Source organism: Rhizobium sp. LjRoot258, from assembly GCF_964254185.1.
Taxonomy (GTDB): Bacteria; Pseudomonadota; Alphaproteobacteria; order Rhizobiales; family Rhizobiaceae; genus Rhizobium.
The window spans coordinates 3,932,769-3,949,328 of the sequence record NZ_CAXUST020000001.1; the positions used below are offsets into that span (position 1 = coordinate 3,932,769).

Genomic DNA, 16,560 nt, shown 5'->3' on the forward strand with positions numbered 1-16,560 from the left:
TCTATCGATCCTTCGGGTCGAACGCGTCGCGCAGGCCATCGCCGATGAAAAGCAGGCTCATCAGCAGGGCAACGAGGAAGCAGGCCGGGAAGATCAGCAGCCACGGCATGCTTTCCATGGCGTCGGTGCCCTCGGCAATCAGCGTGCCGAGCGAGGTGAGCGGTTCCTGAACGCCGAAGCCAAGGTAGGACAGAAAGCTCTCGGTCGCGATGATTTCCGGGACGGTCAGCGCAGCAAAGATCACCACCGGCCCGACGAGGTTCGGGATAATGTGCTTGAGGATGATCTTGAACGGCTTCTGGCCGGACGCGCGTGCCGCTTCGATGAACTCGCGTTGCTTGATCGAGAGCGTTTGTCCCCGCACAATTCGGGCCATCGTCAGCCATTCCAGCGCACCGATTGCTGCAAACAGCAGGTAGACGTTGCGGCCGAACACCACCATCAGCAGGATCACGAAGAGAATGTAGGGCAGCGCATACATGATATCGACGAAGCGCATCATGATCGCATCGAGCCTGCCGCCAATGTAGCCGGAAATCGCGCCATATAGGACGCCGATTACCACGGACACGATGGTCGCCGTCGCGGCGACGGCGAGCGAGACGCGGGTGCCGTAAAGAACACGCGCAAGCAGGTCGCGGCCATTCGGATCGGTTCCGAAATAGTGGCCGCTCTCCATGTCAGGGGGCATCCGGAACGCCGCCCAATCCGGTTCCTCATAGTCGAACGGAATGAGGTACGGGCCGAGGAATGCGGCCAGGATCAGGAGGAGGATCACAACGATGGCAACAACGGCTGCCTTGTTGCGGGAAAGACGACGCAGAGCATCGCCGGTCAGCGAGCGGCTCTTGTGCGAGAGCCCTTCAGCCGCCAGCAGTTCAGCCGCGAGCAGCTCTCTCTTTGCGGGATTGAGGATCATCGGTTTCTTACTTTCGGATCGAGCCACGCATAGGCAATGTCGACGAGAAGGTTCAGAAAGACGATCAGGACCATGTAGAAGATGACCGTGCCGAGAACCATGCCGTAGTCGCGGTTCAGCGCCGCGTTGACAAAATAGCGGCCGATGCCGGGCAATCCGAAGATGCTCTCGACAACGAGCGAGCCGGTGAGAAGGTAGCTCGCCGCCGGGCCGAGATAGGAAACGACCGGCATCATGGCAGGCTTCAGCGCGTGGCGCATGACGGTCAGCCGCGGACCGATGCCCTTGGCCTTGGCGGTGCGGATGTAATTCTGGTTCATCACCTCGATCATCGAGCCGCGTGTCATGCGTGAGATGCGGCCCGCATGCGGCAATGCCAGCACGACGATCGGGATGACGAGATACTTGAACGAGCCGTCACCCCATCCCCCGACAGGCAGCCAGCCGAGATGGATGCCGAAAATCAGCTGTAGGATGGGCGCGATCAGAAAGTTCGGAAGAACCAGGCCGACGAGAATGAGCAAGCCGAGGAGATAGTCAGGCGCCTTATTCTGATAAAGCGCCCCAAGACAGCCAACCGTCACACCGATGAGGATGGCAAGGATGAAGGCGAGGCCGCCAATCGTGAAGGTGTAGGGCAGGCCGATCATGATCTGCTGGCTGACGGTAAAGTCTTCATTGGCGAAGGAAGGACCAAGGTCGCCCTTCAACACGTCGTAGATGTAGATCAGGTATTGGTCGATAAGCGGCTTGTCGAGATTGTAGTGAGCCGCGAGGTTCTTCAGGATCACCGGCGGCAATGGCCGCTCGCCATCGAATGGGCCGCCGGGAGCAAGGCGCAAGACAAAAAAGCTGAGTGTCACGGCGATCCACATGACGGGGATCGTCGACAGCAGGCGACGGAGTGCATATTTGATCATGGTCGTGGATCGGCCCTTCCTGCAGTAGGCAGGAAGGGCCGGTGTTCCTTATTCTTTGACCGACAGCCAGCGCGTACGGTGGATGTCCTGAATATTGTCTTCGAAGCCCTGGACCTTCGGCGAGACGACGTTCTTCGAGACATAATAGTACAGCGGAATGGCGGCACTGTCGTCGAGCGCGAGCTGTTCAGCCTTCTTGAAGATTTCCGCGCGCGTCTTCAGGTCGGTCTGGGCGTTCGCTTCCTTGACCAGCTTGTCGTAATCGGCGTTGCTCCAACGGCCGTAGTTCATCGAAACACCGGAAACGAGCAGGCCGAGGAAGTTGTCAGGATCGTTGTAGTCGGCGATCCAGCCGGCGCGGCCGATTTCGACCTGACCATGCTGCATTTCGTCGTAATGCACCTTGGTTTCGGTGTTGTAGAGCTCGATCTGGACACCGAGCGGCTTCCACATCGAGGCGATGGCGACTGCCACGCGCTTGTGGTTGTCGTTGGTGTTGTAGCGAAGCTGTGCCTTCAGTGGGTGGTCGGGTCCGAAACCTGCTTCCTTGAGCAGCTTCTTCGCCTCTTCCACCTTCTCCTTGTAGGGCATGTTCTTCCAGCTGACATAGGCCGGATCGCTGTAGTTGGCGGTGCCCGGCGGAACCCACGAATAGGCTGGCAGTTCGCCGGTGCCGAGGATCTTCGGGCCGATCACTTCGCGGTTGACGGCCATCGACAGCGCCTGGCGGACGCGCTTGTCGTTGAACGGCGGCTTCTGGGCGTTGAGGACGTAGTAGTAGCTGGCCAGGAACGGCGTCACGTGCGCCTGACCCGGCAGGTTCTTCTTCATCCACTCGTATTGATCGGTCGGGAAGTCGGTCATGATGTCGAACTCGCCGGCGCGATAACGCTTCAGAGCCGCTTCCTGGTCTTCGAGCGTGAAGAACTTGACGCCGTCGATCTTCAGGTCCTTCTCGCCGTAGTACTGGTCGTTCTTGACGGTCGTGACGGACGCGCCTGGGATCCATTCGGTCGGCTTGTACGGGCCGTTGGTGACGATGTTGCCGATCTTGACCCAGTCAGTGCCCTTCGCCTCAACCACATGCTTCGGCAGTGGGTAGGCAGTGTAATGCATCAGCGAGTTGATGAAGTAGGGGGTTGGGTTCTCCAGCGTGATCTCGAGCGTCTTGTCGTCGATCGCCTTGACGCCGAGCTGGCTGAAATCGGTGATCTCGCCCTTGTTGATCTTCTCCGCGTTCTTGATGGTGAACTGCAGATAGGCGTATTCGGCGGCATTCTTCGGATCGAGAAGGCGTTGGAAGGCGAAAACGAAATCCCCTGCGGTCACCGGCTGGCCGTCCGACCATTTGATGCCGTCGCGCAGCTTGAAGGTATAGACCTTGCCATCAGGCGAGACGGTCCAGCTTTCGGCCTGCCCCGGGATCGGATCGTCCTTCGGGTCTTCCGTTACGAGGCCCTCGAAGATGTCGCCTGCAATGCGGTTCTCATAGTCGCTCGACAGCTTCTGTGGGTCGAGCGACTGCGGGTCGCCGCCATTGTGGATGTTGAGCGTCGCTGCGTGCGCCGACATGGCCAGCAGCGAGCCAAACACTGCTGAAGCCAGGAATTTTTTCGTAAGAAAGCTCATATGGGGGCCACCTTTCTAGGCTTTGCGCCTTTTATTAGTCGTTTGTTCCCGTGACCAGTTACGTTCAGGTCAACGCGCAACCTATCGTAAAGGTCTGGCGTTGCAAGCCCCCAAATGAAACGGCGAGCGACGCTTCCTGAGGCCATGACTTTTGGCCTCCATTCCATCACCTGGCTACAGAATGGGCGATTTTTCGCAGCTGCGAGGGCGTTTCGCTCAAATGGGCATGCCGCACCACAGTCAATCAATGGTTGAATAAACTGACTCTAGCCGGCTTAGTTTTCGACGCGTTTGCGGTGAATTGCGCTGATAAATCAATGGCCACTGCGTCTATTTGCTGTCTGTTTGCGACATGTGGTCGCCATCGATTTTTGAAATGTTGCGTTGTCTCCGGAGGTCTCGTGAAAGACCGGGCCAGATCACGCAAAGGGACCCAGAGAAGCGCGAAAGGCAGACTGTGGGAGCGCATCATGATCCGAACAAGGCACCGCTTGTCTGTAAAACGGGCGCCGCCCGAACGATATCCACACCTGAACTCCACGAGTCCACGACCTCCACGTCGCTGACGGCAGGTTTACCAAGCGCCTTCGTAGGACAGGCGTACGAGCCCGGAAAGGCGGAGCGATGCCAACCAGCACTGCTCTGCCTCATCAATCTCAAAGAATCCGTAGCGTCGGGATCGCCACGACGAAACGTCCGTCCCATGCCCGGATATAATCGTTCGATCTGACGATCTCTTCTGTCAGATTCCACGGCAGGATGACGAGATAGTCCGGCTTCGCGATTTCGATGTGGCTCGGTGCATAGACAGGAATATGGCTTCCCGGCAGCAACTTGCCTTGCTTGATGTCGCTGCGGTCGACGACGAAGACGATGTCGTCGGCGTTGACGCCGCAGACGTTCAGGAAGGTGTTGCCCTTGGCTGCGGCGCCATAGGCGGCGACCGTTTTTCCTGCGACCTTGGCTTGACGAAGGAAGGTCTTGAACTCTTCGCATACGCCTTCGATCCGCGTCCCGAACCGTTCGTAGGTCGCCATCTCCTTGAGGCCGAAGGCCTCTTCCTTTGCGCGGAGCGCAAGCAGCCTGTCTGTCACGGCGCGTGCGCCTTCCGCCTTCTGTGCAAAGACGCGCAACGATCCGCCATGCGTCGGAATCTCCTCCACATCGAAGACCTTCAGCCCACAAGCGCCGAAAATGCGCTCGACCGCGAGCAGCGACATGTACGAGTAGTGTTCGTGATAGATCGTGTCGAACTGGATGCCATCGATCATCGTCAGAAGATGCGGGAATTCGAATGTCGAGACGCCGTCCGGCTTTAGCAGGGTGGCAAAGCCACTGACGAAATCGGCGATATCTGGCACATGCGCTAGGACGTTGTTGGCGGCCGTCACGTCGGCGCGCACGCCGCCCTCGACCAGCGCCTGGGCGGTCTTCCTGCCGAAGAACGCCACCTTGGTCGCCACGCCGCGGCTTTCCGCGATCTTGGCTGCATTCGCGGCCGGTTCCACGCCGAGCACCTGAATGCCCTTGGCTGCAAAATATTGCAGGAGATAGCCGTCATTCGAGGCGACTTCGACCACTGTCGAAGCTGCCGAAAGTTCGAAGCGCTCGGTCATCATCTCGGCGTAGCGCTTGGCATGTTCGAGCCAGCTGGTCGAGAACGATGAGAGGTAGGCATAGTCGGCGTTGAAAATTTCGTCCGCCGGCACGTTCTCGGTCGTTTGAACCAGGAAACACTGCGCGCAAACCATGACGTTCAACGGAAAGGAGCGCTCCTTGGCGATCGCGGCTGCATCTGGCAGAAAGGAGTTCGACCACGGTGTCGATCCAAGATCCGCGACAACGGTCGTCAACGGCGCTGAGCAGAAACGGCATTGGTGAGACATGTGGTTAGGAGCCTTTCGTGAAAGCATCAATCTGGCCAGCGACGAGCGAGAGCGCATCTTCGCCCCGGCGCCATTGATCGTACCAGCGTGCAGCCCAGTCTATCGCTTCGGCTTGGCTCAGCCTTGCCCGCCAGGAGAGGCAACGATAGGCTTCGGCAGGATCGAGACCAAGCGCGTGCATCTCGCGCGGCTTGTCTGACGCCGAGGTATCCTGCCAGGTGTGCCCGAGCCCCATGGCTGCCTGCACCGATGAGGCGACAACGCCGACGGGAATTTGCGCTTCGTCAGGGGATGGCCCAAAGTTCAGCGCTTCCACCGACGCAGTCCCGCTATACAGCGCCTCGCAGAACAGGAAATAACCGTTCAGGCAGTCGAGGACATGTTGCCACGGCCGCGTTGCAAGCGGGCTGCGGATATCAAGAATCTGCCCGGCTATGGCAGCGCGGACGATGTCGGGAACCAGCCGGTCCTCCGAGAAGTCGCCGCCACCGAGCACGTTTCCGCCGCGCGCGGTGCCGACATGCACGCCCTTCGGACGGAAAAAGGAGTCCCTGTAGGTCGCCGTTGCGATCTCGGCCGCGGCCTTAGAGCCGGAGTAGGGGTCATGTCCGCCAAGCCGATCGGTTTCGACGAAATGCCGCCCGCTTTCGTCGTTGCTGTAAACCTTGTCGGTCGTCACGACGAGAATGGCCTTCAGTACTTGCAGCGGACGTGCCGCCTCTAGCAGGCGCACTGTCCCCATGACGTTGACGTCGAACGTGTCGACCGGCTCGAGATAGCTGCGTCGCACCAGCGGCTGCGCCGCCATATGCAGGATGATGTCGGGGTTGCAGGCGCTGAGAGCATCCGTGAGTCTCGCCCCGTCGCGGATATCGGCGATCGTCTCAGCAGCCATCCCGCAGGTGTCGGCCAGCGCATGCAGCGACGGCGTCGTCGCCGGCGAAAGCGCATAGCCGGTCACCTCAGCGCCAAGCCGTGAAAGCCATATCCGCGCCCACGTCCCCTTGAAGCCGGTATGGCCCGTCAGGAAGACGCGTTTGCCTGACCAGAAACGCTGATCCGGCAGCCGGCTCATGACCAGACTTTCCACGGCGCATGGCCGCTCTGCCAGAGTTCTTCGAGCTGGTTTTTGTCGCGCAGCGTGTCCATCGGGCGCCAGAAGCCGTCATGCGGGAAGGCCATCAGCTGGCCGTCGCTGGCAAGTCCTTCGAGCGGCGCACCCTCGAATGGCGTGGAGTCCCCCTCGATACGATCAAGCACCGACCGGCTGAGCACGAAGAAGCCGCCGTTGATGCGTCCGTTGTCGCCCGCCGGCTTTTCGGTGAAGCTCGTCACCTGCCCGTCCTCGGTCAGCAACGCGCCATAGCGTCCGGGCGGCACCACGCTGGTCACCGTCGCCTCGCGTCCGTGGCTTTGGTGAAATTCGGTCAACGCCTTGATGTCGACATCGGCAACGCCGTCGCCGTAGGTGAGGCAAAACGTGTCGTCGAGATAGTTCGCGACGCGTTTCAGGCGCCCGCCGGTCATCGAACCTTCACCCGTTTCGACAAGCGTCACGCGCCAAGGCTCGGCCTTGGTCGCATGGTATGTCGTCTCGCCGCGCTCCATGTCGAAGGTAACATCCGCTGAGTGCAGGATGTAGTTGGCGAAATATTCCTTGATCATGTAGCCACGATAGCCGAGGCAGATCACGAAGTCGTTGAAGCCGAAATGGCTGTAGATCTTCATGATGTGCCAGAGAATCGGACGACCCCCGATCTCGATCATCGGCTTTGGCCGCAGGTGGCTTTCTTCGGAGATGCGGGTACCGTATCCACCCGCGAGAATGACGATTTTCATATGGTATTTCCCGGGCTACGAACTCCGATTCCAGAGAGTTCTATCTGTGTCGCTTCAGAAAGCCGTCTGGTGCCACGGTGATCATAAGCTTTTGGTCGATCGATCGGTCGATCTCGAATTCGGGATGCGTTTCGAGATACTTCCACACAGCCGTTTTGGGGTTGTCACCCGGTCCCCACGACCGGTCAGGATAAGCGTCCGCGGGCATATCTTCGATCAGGGTGTCGAAAACGACGCAATAGCTGCCGACCGAAGTCAGCGGCGCGTAGGCTTCAAGCTCGGCCAGTACATGATCGTGCGTGTGGTTGCTGTCCAGGCACACCAGAACGCGTTTGAACGGCTTGGCGATCTGATGGACTTGATCGACGACGCCCCGATCTATGCTCGACCCTTGAATCATCTGAATGCGCGACGCCATCGGGTGCGCTTCGATTGCGGCCCTGTTATGCGCCCGGATATCGATATCGATGCCGAGAACACGCCGGTTCGAGCTGCGGGGGTCCAAGGTGGCGCCAGTTTCCATCGCGTCTGCCATATCAAGGAGAGCAAGCATGGACGCGCTCAGGATCAGTGAGCCGCCATGCGCGATCCCTGTCTCAATGATCAGGTCGGGACGTGTCTCCCAGATGATCTCCTGCATGGCGACCATGTCCTGGGGGTACTGGATAATCGGGCGACCCATCCAGAAGTAGTTGTAGGAGTACTTCGGTTCGACGGACTTGCGCAGGAAATCGGAAGCGCTTCTTTTGAAGTCTTCGTTGCCCTGGATCGCGACAATGCGGTCGGCGACTTCGCTCTTGAAATCAACCACGGTCAACCTCGACATAGTTGTAGGCGTTGTTCGACATTTTCTTGATCTCTTCAGAATAATTGCGGTTCATCACGTAGATATCGGAGCCTGGCGGCAGTTCCGGCAGAACCTCGCTCGGGGATTGAACTTTCAATCCAGTCAAAGGCAGGAACTTGCCTTGCTTTGAAGGATTGATGTCAATCACGGCCGTGACGGGACGGCCCTTTCGCTGTCTCAGAAGCGAAAATATGACGCCCTTCGAGGCACCACCCCAGACCACCGCCGTGTGCGTTTCGCCAGGGCTGATGCTTTCCAGCTTCGCGACGAAATCCTCGGGGACTTTTACGCGGTCGTTTTGGTCAATCGTCGGATCACGCAATGTCGCCAGATCGGCGACAACGTAGAGATACTGACCGCCGAAGATCCGACCGCTCGCGACAACCGTCCCGAACATTCGGTGGAAATCCGAAAGCCTGAAATAGTTGACGTGTTCGTAGAAGACGTCAAACCATGCCCGCTGCTCGCAGATCCAATCGAAACAGGGAACTTCGATATAGATGTGTCCACGCCCGCCGTTGGCTTCCTTCAGTTGCCCAAGGAATGCGACCGGGTCCGGAATGTGTTCCAGAACATGCCGGAGGATTAGGCCATCGCTTTCAATCCCGCTGCCAGGTTGGAAATACTCTTGGCGAATTCGGCGGTTTGTTCCCTCATAGGCAGGGTCGAAACCGGTGATTTCGACACCGCGCTCTTCCAGCATCTCCAGGAAAAGCCCCTTGCCACAGCCAACCTCGACAAGGTTATTCCGCCCCATGTTCGTCGTGATGATCGCAGCGACCTCTTCCAGATGGCGACGAAACATCGGACTCAGGCCCTGCTCGTTCTGGTAGGATGTATCATAGATCATCAAATCGGGCTGAAACGCCGCGTTGCGCACGAGACCCGTGCGGAGATCTTCCACCAAACATATGTCACCTCGCGGCGAGGCCAGCGCGTCCTCCAAGGTGTCATACATTCGATTTTGAAAGATCGGCAGGCCCCGCTGCTCGTAAAGCACGCGGACATCCGTTGGTGCTGTATCCAAGACTATGGCACTCCCAAGACGAAGGGCGGATCGACAAGATTATCGGGCCGCGCTCCAAAGTTTAAAAGATCTCGTCGACCATACTGATCGGCGATTCGCTCCGCGAGCTCCCGCACGGTCACAGGAACACCGGAGCAAACGTTGATAGCGCCCGTGGCTTTTCCGAAGGTGACCTCGCATATGCGAGCGGCTGCATCGCGGACGTCCATGAAGTCACGAACCTGCCTTCCTTCGGTGAGATCGGCCCGTTGCCCCGCTTCCAGCGATTTCCGAAGATACGGCACGAAGCGACGCTCATCTTCGCCTTCGCCATAGAGATAGAAAAGTCGGCACCACGCAAACTCCACGCTTTGCGCCGGCAACCACTGCGACAGCGCCATGAAAGCCGCCGCTTTGGCCGCTGCGTAGGGGGTAAGGGGCTTCAATGGGGTTTCTATTGAGAGCTTTCCGAAGCTGACGTCGTATTCGAAGCACGTGCCGACCCCGACAAAGCGGCGTACGCTTGCCTTTGCTGCAGCCTTCGCCATCGTCAGCGTGCCGGTGAGGCAGTCCAGATTTTCCGGTGCCGTCAGATATTTTCCAGGTTCCGCGTACCACGCCAGGTGAACGATTGTATCGATCCCGCCAAGAGCATCAGCCCACCAGGTTTCGCTCTCGGAAAAAGGCGAAGGGCTCTCTACAACCTCAATTGCTGCGATGGTCTGCACCTTTTCGACGGCATTCGGCCGAAGGACGGCGCGCACATCGGCTCCCTGTGCTACAAGTGTGCGCAGGAGGTGTCGGCCTACAAATCCGGAGGCCCCGGTGATAAGTACTTTGCCCAAATCAGTGCTCTCGAACAGTGGTTGCTAATGAGCCCTTTTTCAGTGTCAGGTCAAGTTTGCGTCGACCGGAACAAGTCGATAGAGCGTTTCGCCGGGCTATCCTGAAAACATTCCGATCGAGTTGCATGTCCCGTTTCACCCGCATCCCCACTGCCCTCAGCAACCTCCTCGTCATCGAGCGTCACAGGCTTGGCGATGAGCGCGGCTTCTTCTCACGCTTCTTCTGCACCGAGGAGCTTGCCGATTTCGGCATCGGCCGCATCGCGCAGATCAATCACACGATGACACAGGCAAAGGGGGCCATTCGCGGCATGCATTTCCAACGGCCCCCGGATGACGAAGCGAAGTTCGTTTCCTGCCTCTCCGGAGCCGTCTTCGACGTCGCCGTCGATCTCAGGCCGCAGTCGTCAACCTATCTCAGGTGGCATGGTGAGGTTCTTTCCGCCGAGAATGCGCGTTCGATGATGATCCCACCAGGCTTCGCCCATGGCTTCCAGACGCTGACGGAAAACTGCGAATTGATCTATCTGCACGACAAGCCTTACGCGCCCGGAGCCGAAGGCGGAGTCAACGCGCTCGATCCCAGGATCTCGATCGCCTGGCCGCTGCCCGTCGCGCAGATGTCAGAGCGAGATCGTCACTTCCCGATGCTCTAAAAGGCCACGCCGCCGTCGGCTTGTCTGTGGTCGGAAGCTGGCTGATTTGACGCCGCGCCGCCCGCCACTAGATTGAGCATGACGAAAAGGAGGCCGTGATGACCGAAGTAGATCTGCCTTGGGAGGGTGGCTGCCGATGCGGGCGTGTGCGATTGAAGATCAGCGCCAAGCCGCTGCTGACCATGGCCTGCCATTGCACGGGCTGCCAGAAAATGTCGTCGAGCGCCTATTCGCTGAGTGCCGCCATTCCAGCGGAAGGCTTCGAGATCACCGAGGGGGAGCCGGTGATCGGCGGTCTGCACGGTGCTGAGGCGCACCACTATTTTTGCGACCACTGCATGACCTGGATGTTCACACGGTCGGAGGGGATGGACTGGTTCGTCAATTTGCGTCCGACGATGTTGGACGATCCGCGCTGGTTCCGGCCATTCATCGAGACCTGGACGCGCGAGAAGCTGCCCTTCGCAGTGACCGGCGCAGCCCGCAGCTATGAGGCGCTGCCGGAGATGGACGCCTATGAAGGGCTGGTGAAGGAATATATGGCCTGCAGCTGAAGCAGAGCGGTATCCAGATAGCAGCCCGGCCATGCGTCGTGTGCCGGCCGGGCTAAAATGCTGCTTTACTCGTCGCCCATCTTGAGTGCGGCGATGAAGGCTTCCTGCGGAATCTCCACCTTGCCGAACTGGCGCATGCGCTTCTTGCCTTCCTTCTGCTTGTCCAGAAGTTTGCGCTTTCGGGTGGCGTCGCCGCCGTAGCACTTCGCCGTCACGTCCTTGCGCAGCGCCGAGATGGTCTCGCGGGCAATGACGTTGCCGCCGATCGCGGCCTGGATCGGGATCTTGAACATGTGCTTCGGGATTAGTTCCTTCAGCCGCTCGCACATGTCGCGGCCACGCTTCTCGGCGGCGGCGCGGTGTACCAGCATCGACAGCGCATCGACCGGCTCGCCATTGACGAGGATCGACATCTTCACGAGGTTGCCGGCGCGGTAGCCTTCGAGGTGATAGTCGAAGGAGGCGTAACCCTTCGAAATCGACTTCAGCCGGTCATAGAAATCGAAGACGACTTCGTTCAGCGGCAGTTCGTAGGTCACCATCGCGCGGGTACCGACATAGGTGAGTTCGGTCTGGATGCCGCGACGGTCCTGGCAGAGCTTGAGGATGCCGCCGAGATAGTCGTCCGGCGTCATGATCGTCGCCTTGATCCAGGGCTCGCGGATCTCGTCGATCTTGACGACATCGGGCATGTCGGCCGGGTTGTGCAGTTCGCGCTCGCTACCATCAGTCATCGTCAGCTGGTAGACGACCGAAGGCGCCGTCGCGATCAGATCGAGGTTGAATTCGCGCTCCAGACGCTCCTGAATGATCTCGAGATGCAGCAGCCCGAGGAAGCCGCAGCGGAAACCGAAGCCGAGGGCGGCTGACGATTCCATCTCAAAGGAGAACGAGGCGTCATTTAGGCGCAGCTTGCCCATCGCAGCGCGCAGATCTTCAAAATCGGCCGCGTCGACCGGGAAGAGGCCGCAGAAAACCACCGGCTGCGCCGGCTTGAAGCCGGGCAGGGCCTGCGCCGTCGGGCGCTTGTCCTCGGTGATCGTATCGCCGACGCGGGTATCGGCGACTTCCTTGATCGAAGCTGTGATGAAGCCGATCTCGCCGGGGCCGAGGCTGTCGGCATTGACCATCTTCGGCGTCAGCACGCCAACGCGCTCCACCTGGTACTTGGCGTCCGTACCCATCATGCGGATCGTCTGACCCTTGGTCAGCACGCCGTCGATGACGCGCACAAGAACCATGACGCCAAGATAGGTGTCGTACCAGCTATCGACGAGCAATGCCTTCAGCGGTGCCTTTTCGCCGCCCGGGCTCTTCGGCGCCGGCAGCTTCTTCACGATCGCTTCCAGAACATCGGGAATGCCGAGGCCGGTCTTCGCCGAAATCAGCACCGCTTCGGACGCATCGATGCCGATCACTTCCTCGATCTGCTCCTTGATGCGGTCGGGCTCGGCCGCCGGTAGGTCGATCTTGTTGAGAACGGTGACCAGCTCGTGGTTGTTGTCGATCGCCTGGTAGACATTGGCAAGCGTCTGAGCCTCGACGCCTTGGCTGGCGTCAACGACGAGCAGCGAACCTTCGCAGGCCGAGAGCGAGCGTGAGACTTCATAGGCGAAGTCGACGTGCCCGGGCGTGTCGATCAGGTTCAGGATATAGGTCTCGCCGTCCTTGGCCACGTAGTGCAGGCGCACAGTCTGGGCCTTGATGGTGATGCCGCGCTCGCGCTCGATATCCATGTTGTCAAGCACCTGCTCGGACATCTCGCGCTCGGCCAGCCCGCCGGTCGATTGGATCAGGCGGTCAGCAAGCGTCGATTTGCCGTGGTCGATGTGGGCCACGATCGAGAAGTTGCGGATATGGGAAAGCGGAGTCGTTGGATTGGTGCTCATGGGCGCCATATAGCAGTGCCGCCCCTTGCCGCAAAGCGGAAAAGCAGGGGTTCGTTTACGATAAATCGCTGTTTCGTAGGTCTAAACATAGCGCTTGATTCCATCACCAGAGTGTGCATTTTCTATTATAGTGGAATTGTTGGATCGGATGATGGAACAGGAACTGGAAACGGCGATTGGCCTTCGCATCCGCAAGCTCCGGATCGAGAAGAATTTGACGCTGGATGATCTTGCCAACGCCTCCGGCGTCAGCCGGGCTATGATTTCGCGGATCGAACGTGGCGAAGCGAGCCCGACGGCGTCGCTGCTTGCCAGGGTTTGTGCAGCGCTCGGCCTGTCGCTCTCGGCCTTCTTTGCCGAGGAGGGCGAGGTCTCGCCGCTGTCGCGCCGGAAGGACCAGCAGATCTGGCGGGATCCGGAGACGGGTTACATGCGCCGCTCCGTCTCACCGCCTGGAACCACCTCGGATGTCGATATCGTCGACGTCGAATTCCCGGCCGGTGCCCGCGTCAGTTTCCCTCCGCATGCGGCAAGCAACGGCATGACCCAGCATATCTGGCTTTTCGACGGCGAGATGGAGATGACGACGGGCGACACGGTCCACCGACTCCTGCCCGGTGACTGCCTGTTCATGCCCGTCAGCGAGGGTCACGTTTTTCACAACCCCGGCAACATACCCGCTCGCTACTGCGTCGTGCTCGACCGTCGCGGGCGCTAATTCATTTCAGGAGAGAATGATGATAGCCACGATCCGCCTTCTCGACGCGGCAGAAGCCCGCGCGGCAATTCCCGACCTTTGCGAGGTGCTGACCGATTGCGTGAATGGCGGCGCATCGGTCGGCTTCATGCAGCCCTATGGCAATGCCGATGCCGCGCCTTACTGGCAGGTCGTCGCCGATGCCGTCGCATCGGGCGCAACGCTGCTTCTCGTGGCCGAGATCGACGGTCGGGCCGTGGGCACTGTGCAGGTCGGTGCGGCGCAGATGCCGAACCAGCCGCATCGCGGCGATCTGAAGAAGTTGCTGGTACATCGCTCGGCTCGCGGCAAGGGGCTAGCACGGTTGCTGATGGATGCAGCCGAACGCGAAGCTGCCGCCCGCGGCAAGACGATCCTGGTGCTCGACACGGCAACCGGCAGCGACGCCGAGGCGATCTATCCGCGGCTTGGATGGGAGCGGGTCGGAGTGATCCCGGATTACGCGCTGTGGCCGGAAGGCGGCCTCTGCGCCACCACGCTTTTCTACAAGCGGGTTGCTTGAAATAGCTTAGGCCGGCTTGCGCATCGGATCGTCGAGCGCCGGATTGTAGAAGAGCGACAGCGTCAGGCTCTTGGCAATGCGCTCGGCGGTCGCCATGAACCAGGCCTTGGCTTCCCGGTTCGGGGCGATGTCACTGAGCGTCTCCGAAAACAGCGCCAGCCATTGCGGGAAGAGATCGGGTGACATGTTCGCGACGCCTGTATGCGCCTGTACCGGCTTTCCGCCATAGGCGCCGCTGCGAAAGGCGACTGATGACCAAAAGCTCTTCATCTTCTGCATATGCTCGGGCCAGCGGCCGGTGAGCCGGGCGTCGAACACCGGTCCAAGCGCCGGATGCTGGAGCACGCGACCGTAGAACGTCTCGACCAGTCGATCGATGAACGCCTCGTCGATCCCCATCGCCTTCATTTCGGCTTCGGCGCGCTCGCGAATGGCGGCCACATGCACCGCGCGGCCCCGTATTTCCGTATCCATCGTCAACTCCGGCACGTCGCAATCCGCGACCGTTGTCATATAGGCCGTCAACGCCGCAAGATGAAGCGGCTGCGACACAAGGCAGCATTGCGCCTCAATAATCGCTTCTGTTTTCGCTTCTGGCGTTATCGACCATCTTCTCGCGATAGATGTCACCCTGTCGCGCCTTCAGTCGCCACGGCCGGGCCTTCTGCAGCGGAATGTCATAGACTGGGTCGTCGCGATCTAGCACCGCGGTTGCCAGGCTTGGTTCGGGAGCCGCCCGACATTGCGTCACCCAGTTTCCATCCGGGCCGATAATGCCGGCCGGCCCCTTTGCGGCCTTCTGCACCGGCGTTGCAGCGCCGATCCAGATGCAGTTCAGTCCCGCATGCGCGCGCAGCGCAATCTGGAAATAGTCGGGAGTGCCGTATGAGGAGAAGAGCACGGCATCGACGCCAAGCCTCTCATATTCCCCGAAGATCTCCGGAAACTGCGATTCGATGCAGATCGCGCAGCCGAAACGATAGCCGTCGACGTCGAAGGTGATCGGCGCGGTGCCGGGCGAGTACCAGCCGCCAAGCTCGCTGTTCGACAGAAACCTCTTGTCGTAACGGGTCAGCAGCGCCCCGGTGTCGGAAAACACATAGAGGCTGTTGTGCGGCGGGCAACCCTTGGATAGCCGGTGTGCTCCGCCGATCACCGCGAAGATGCGAAGCTCGCCGCAGAGATCGGCGATTGCACGAAGCTCGGCCTCCTGCTGCTGCCAATCGAAACCGGCCCAATCATCGGGATGCATCATCTGCAATTTCGAATATCCCGAAAGTGCGCCTTCGCAGAAGTTGACGACCCGCGCGCCATTGGCGGCCGCGGCCGCAATCATACGCCGGATTGCGCTGCCGTTCGCGGCAATGTCAGGCGAAACGATGGTCTGTGCTGCGGCTATCTTCAACGGCGCACCTCTCGTGATTCGGTCCGTATCTTTCACCGATTCGACGCGGTGTGGAACCGCAAATCGGGAACGATGAAGATACGTGAAGCGAAGCCGGCGTTAAGGAGCGGCGCGGTCGCGCAGCACGCCGATCATTGCTTTCCCATCGGTGAAATAGGGATCGCCGCCCCCATTGCGGCCGGTCTTCGTGGCGCCGATGCCGGGGATCTCGTAAGTCGACGACAGTTGCCCGGCCTTCTGAAGATCACCGATGATCAGATCCCGATCAGCATCGACATCGGGCGCGATGTGATGGGTGATTTGGCCGGTGTCGTGGCTGAAGCCGACACCACGATCAAAACTCGCCGAGCCGAGCCACAACGGATGCCCGTCCGCACCGGTGCTCCTAGTGAGCCAAAAACGGACATGGTGGCGCTCGTCGGCGCTCTTGCCCACTGCCCGTTCAAACGCCAGATCCTGCTTGCGCCCCTCGAACAGCAAGGCGCTCACCGGAGCGTCGAGGTCGGGTCGATCGAGCACGACGCTCAAGCCGATTTCCGCCGATGTACGCAGCGTAATCTTGTCAGCTGGATCCCATCCGGCCGATGCGAATGCCCGCAGCACGTCCTCCTTCGGGCCAACAAGCCCAACATTGATCGGGTCGCCAGGAATGTCCTGTTCGGTGGTTGTGACCATTGGGCCAAATTCCCCAATGCGGCCGGCGTCGCGGTGAATCCATATTTCCGGAATGAAGAAATAAGCGACAAGCAGATACGCAACCAACATGGCCGCCACACCGCCTATCGCTGTCCGTGTTTTCGTCAAGCGTCGCATCCTACTCGCCCCCCATCTCGGCCGTATCATACGATCCTCCCGCGATCGGTGCCAGCTTCCGCCGTTTCTATCGCGTCGATGGCAAGTCCAGGT

General features: G+C 59.8%; 17 protein-coding genes. 4 read left to right on the top strand and 13 right to left on the bottom strand.

All coding sequences use genetic code 11. The features are described 5' to 3' along the window. Position 1: 1 nt before the first annotated feature. The 9 genes from ACSQ9D_RS19225 to ACSQ9D_RS19265 all read right to left on the bottom strand — a co-directional run bounded on the left by ACSQ9D_RS19225 (position 2) and on the right by ACSQ9D_RS19265 (position 9,891). Positions 2-919: an ABC transporter permease gene (locus ACSQ9D_RS19225; RefSeq protein WP_436283482.1), complete on the bottom strand. Its 918-nt coding sequence runs from the start codon at positions 917-919 to the stop codon at positions 2-4. After that, the gene (locus ACSQ9D_RS19230; RefSeq protein WP_037125097.1) at positions 916-1,839 is read right to left on the bottom strand and encodes an ABC transporter permease subunit; all 924 of its coding nucleotides are present in this window, start codon (positions 1,837-1,839) and stop codon (positions 916-918) included. The genes ACSQ9D_RS19225 and ACSQ9D_RS19230 overlap by 4 nt, the downstream gene beginning before the upstream one ends. A gap of 48 nt (positions 1,840-1,887) precedes the next feature. Further along, positions 1,888-3,468, bottom strand: coding sequence for a peptide ABC transporter substrate-binding protein (locus ACSQ9D_RS19235; RefSeq protein WP_436283483.1), 1,581 nt, complete (start codon positions 3,466-3,468; stop codon positions 1,888-1,890). A 656-nt stretch (positions 3,469-4,124) separates the two neighbouring features. Further along, a complete protein-coding gene (locus ACSQ9D_RS19240) occupies positions 4,125-5,354 on the bottom strand; it encodes a methyltransferase domain-containing protein (RefSeq protein WP_436283484.1) in 1,230 nt (409 codons plus the stop codon). Positions 5,355-5,358: 4 nt separating this feature from the next. Continuing rightward, positions 5,359-6,429, bottom strand: coding sequence for a CDP-glucose 4,6-dehydratase (gene rfbG, locus ACSQ9D_RS19245; RefSeq protein ID WP_436283485.1), 1,071 nt, complete (start codon positions 6,427-6,429; stop codon positions 5,359-5,361). Continuing rightward, complete coding sequence (gene rfbF, locus ACSQ9D_RS19250) at positions 6,426-7,193, bottom strand: glucose-1-phosphate cytidylyltransferase (protein WP_436283486.1); 768 nt, start codon at positions 7,191-7,193, stop codon at positions 6,426-6,428. Before rfbF ends, rfbG begins: the two co-directional genes overlap by 4 nt. A gap of 40 nt (positions 7,194-7,233) precedes the next feature. Continuing rightward, positions 7,234-8,019 (bottom strand): cephalosporin hydroxylase family protein, encoded by a 786-nt coding sequence (locus ACSQ9D_RS19255; RefSeq protein WP_436283487.1) that lies wholly within the window; start codon positions 8,017-8,019, stop codon positions 7,234-7,236. Continuing rightward, complete coding sequence (locus ACSQ9D_RS19260) at positions 7,997-9,067, bottom strand: class I SAM-dependent methyltransferase (protein ID WP_436283488.1); 1,071 nt, start codon at positions 9,065-9,067, stop codon at positions 7,997-7,999. The genes ACSQ9D_RS19255 and ACSQ9D_RS19260 overlap by 23 nt, the downstream gene beginning before the upstream one ends. A 2-nt stretch (positions 9,068-9,069) precedes the next feature. Beyond that, positions 9,070-9,891: an NAD-dependent epimerase/dehydratase family protein gene (locus ACSQ9D_RS19265; RefSeq protein ID WP_436283489.1), complete on the bottom strand. Its 822-nt coding sequence runs from the start codon at positions 9,889-9,891 to the stop codon at positions 9,070-9,072. A 125-nt stretch (positions 9,892-10,016) separates the two neighbouring features. Here ACSQ9D_RS19265 and ACSQ9D_RS19270 point away from each other — a divergent pair, with 125 nt between their 5' ends. Next, the gene (locus ACSQ9D_RS19270) at positions 10,017-10,547 is read left to right on the top strand and encodes a dTDP-4-dehydrorhamnose 3,5-epimerase family protein (protein WP_436283490.1); all 531 of its coding nucleotides are present in this window, start codon (positions 10,017-10,019) and stop codon (positions 10,545-10,547) included. A gap of 98 nt (positions 10,548-10,645) precedes the next feature. Continuing rightward, the gene (locus ACSQ9D_RS19275) at positions 10,646-11,101 is read left to right on the top strand and encodes a GFA family protein (protein ID WP_436283491.1); all 456 of its coding nucleotides are present in this window, start codon (positions 10,646-10,648) and stop codon (positions 11,099-11,101) included. 65 nt (positions 11,102-11,166) lie between these two features. Here the strand turns inward: ACSQ9D_RS19275 and lepA are convergent, their stop codons facing one another. After that, positions 11,167-12,999 (bottom strand): translation elongation factor 4, encoded by a 1,833-nt coding sequence (gene lepA, locus ACSQ9D_RS19280; protein ID WP_436283492.1) that lies wholly within the window; start codon positions 12,997-12,999, stop codon positions 11,167-11,169. Between the two features lie 142 nt (positions 13,000-13,141). Here lepA and ACSQ9D_RS19285 point away from each other — a divergent pair, with 142 nt between their 5' ends. Beyond that, positions 13,142-13,708 carry a helix-turn-helix domain-containing protein gene (locus tag ACSQ9D_RS19285; protein ID WP_436283493.1) on the top strand — a complete coding sequence of 189 codons (567 nt, stop codon included), beginning with the start codon at positions 13,142-13,144 and terminating at the stop codon, positions 13,706-13,708. Between the two features lie 22 nt (positions 13,709-13,730). Then, entirely contained in the window at positions 13,731-14,249 is a 519-nt protein-coding gene (locus tag ACSQ9D_RS19290; RefSeq protein ID WP_436283880.1) for a GNAT family N-acetyltransferase, read from the top strand. A gap of 6 nt (positions 14,250-14,255) precedes the next feature. Here ACSQ9D_RS19290 and ACSQ9D_RS19295 read toward each other — a convergent pair whose 3' ends face one another. The 3 genes from ACSQ9D_RS19295 to ACSQ9D_RS19305 all read right to left on the bottom strand — a co-directional run bounded on the left by ACSQ9D_RS19295 (position 14,256) and on the right by ACSQ9D_RS19305 (position 16,467). Further along, on the bottom strand, positions 14,256-14,723 hold the full coding sequence (locus ACSQ9D_RS19295; protein ID WP_436283494.1) for a group III truncated hemoglobin: 468 nt from the start codon (positions 14,721-14,723) through the stop codon (positions 14,256-14,258). Between the two features lie 94 nt (positions 14,724-14,817). Beyond that, on the bottom strand, positions 14,818-15,654 hold the full coding sequence (locus tag ACSQ9D_RS19300; protein ID WP_436283495.1) for a carbon-nitrogen hydrolase family protein: 837 nt from the start codon (positions 15,652-15,654) through the stop codon (positions 14,818-14,820). A gap of 99 nt (positions 15,655-15,753) precedes the next feature. Continuing rightward, on the bottom strand, positions 15,754-16,467 hold the full coding sequence (locus tag ACSQ9D_RS19305) for an LssY C-terminal domain-containing protein (protein WP_436283496.1): 714 nt from the start codon (positions 16,465-16,467) through the stop codon (positions 15,754-15,756). Positions 16,468-16,560: the final 93 nt, after the last annotated feature.

Excerpts from the sequence above, each read along its gene's own strand:
- ACSQ9D_RS19225 (WP_436283482.1), bottom strand. The coding sequence starts at position 919 with ATGATCCTCAATCCCGCAAAGAGAGAGCTGCTCGCGGCTGAACTGCTG.
- ACSQ9D_RS19230 (WP_037125097.1), bottom strand. The coding sequence starts at position 1,839 with ATGATCAAATATGCACTCCGTCGCCTGCTGTCGACGATCCCCGTCATG.
- ACSQ9D_RS19235 (WP_436283483.1), bottom strand. The coding sequence starts at position 3,468 with ATGAGCTTTCTTACGAAAAAATTCCTGGCTTCAGCAGTGTTTGGCTCG.
- ACSQ9D_RS19240 (WP_436283484.1), bottom strand. The coding sequence starts at position 5,354 with ATGTCTCACCAATGCCGTTTCTGCTCAGCGCCGTTGACGACCGTTGTC.
- rfbG (WP_436283485.1), bottom strand. The coding sequence starts at position 6,429 with ATGAGCCGGCTGCCGGATCAGCGTTTCTGGTCAGGCAAACGCGTCTTC.
- rfbF (WP_436283486.1), bottom strand. The coding sequence starts at position 7,193 with ATGAAAATCGTCATTCTCGCGGGTGGATACGGTACCCGCATCTCCGAA.
- ACSQ9D_RS19255 (WP_436283487.1), bottom strand. The coding sequence starts at position 8,019 with ATGTCGAGGTTGACCGTGGTTGATTTCAAGAGCGAAGTCGCCGACCGC.
- ACSQ9D_RS19270 (WP_436283490.1), top strand. The coding sequence starts at position 10,017 with ATGTCCCGTTTCACCCGCATCCCCACTGCCCTCAGCAACCTCCTCGTC.
- ACSQ9D_RS19275 (WP_436283491.1), top strand. The coding sequence starts at position 10,646 with ATGACCGAAGTAGATCTGCCTTGGGAGGGTGGCTGCCGATGCGGGCGT.
- lepA (WP_436283492.1), bottom strand. The coding sequence starts at position 12,999 with ATGGCGCCCATGAGCACCAATCCAACGACTCCGCTTTCCCATATCCGC.
- ACSQ9D_RS19285 (WP_436283493.1), top strand. The coding sequence starts at position 13,142 with ATGGAACAGGAACTGGAAACGGCGATTGGCCTTCGCATCCGCAAGCTC.
- ACSQ9D_RS19295 (WP_436283494.1), bottom strand. The coding sequence starts at position 14,723 with ATGGATACGGAAATACGGGGCCGCGCGGTGCATGTGGCCGCCATTCGC.
- ACSQ9D_RS19305 (WP_436283496.1), bottom strand. The coding sequence starts at position 16,467 with ATGCGACGCTTGACGAAAACACGGACAGCGATAGGCGGTGTGGCGGCC.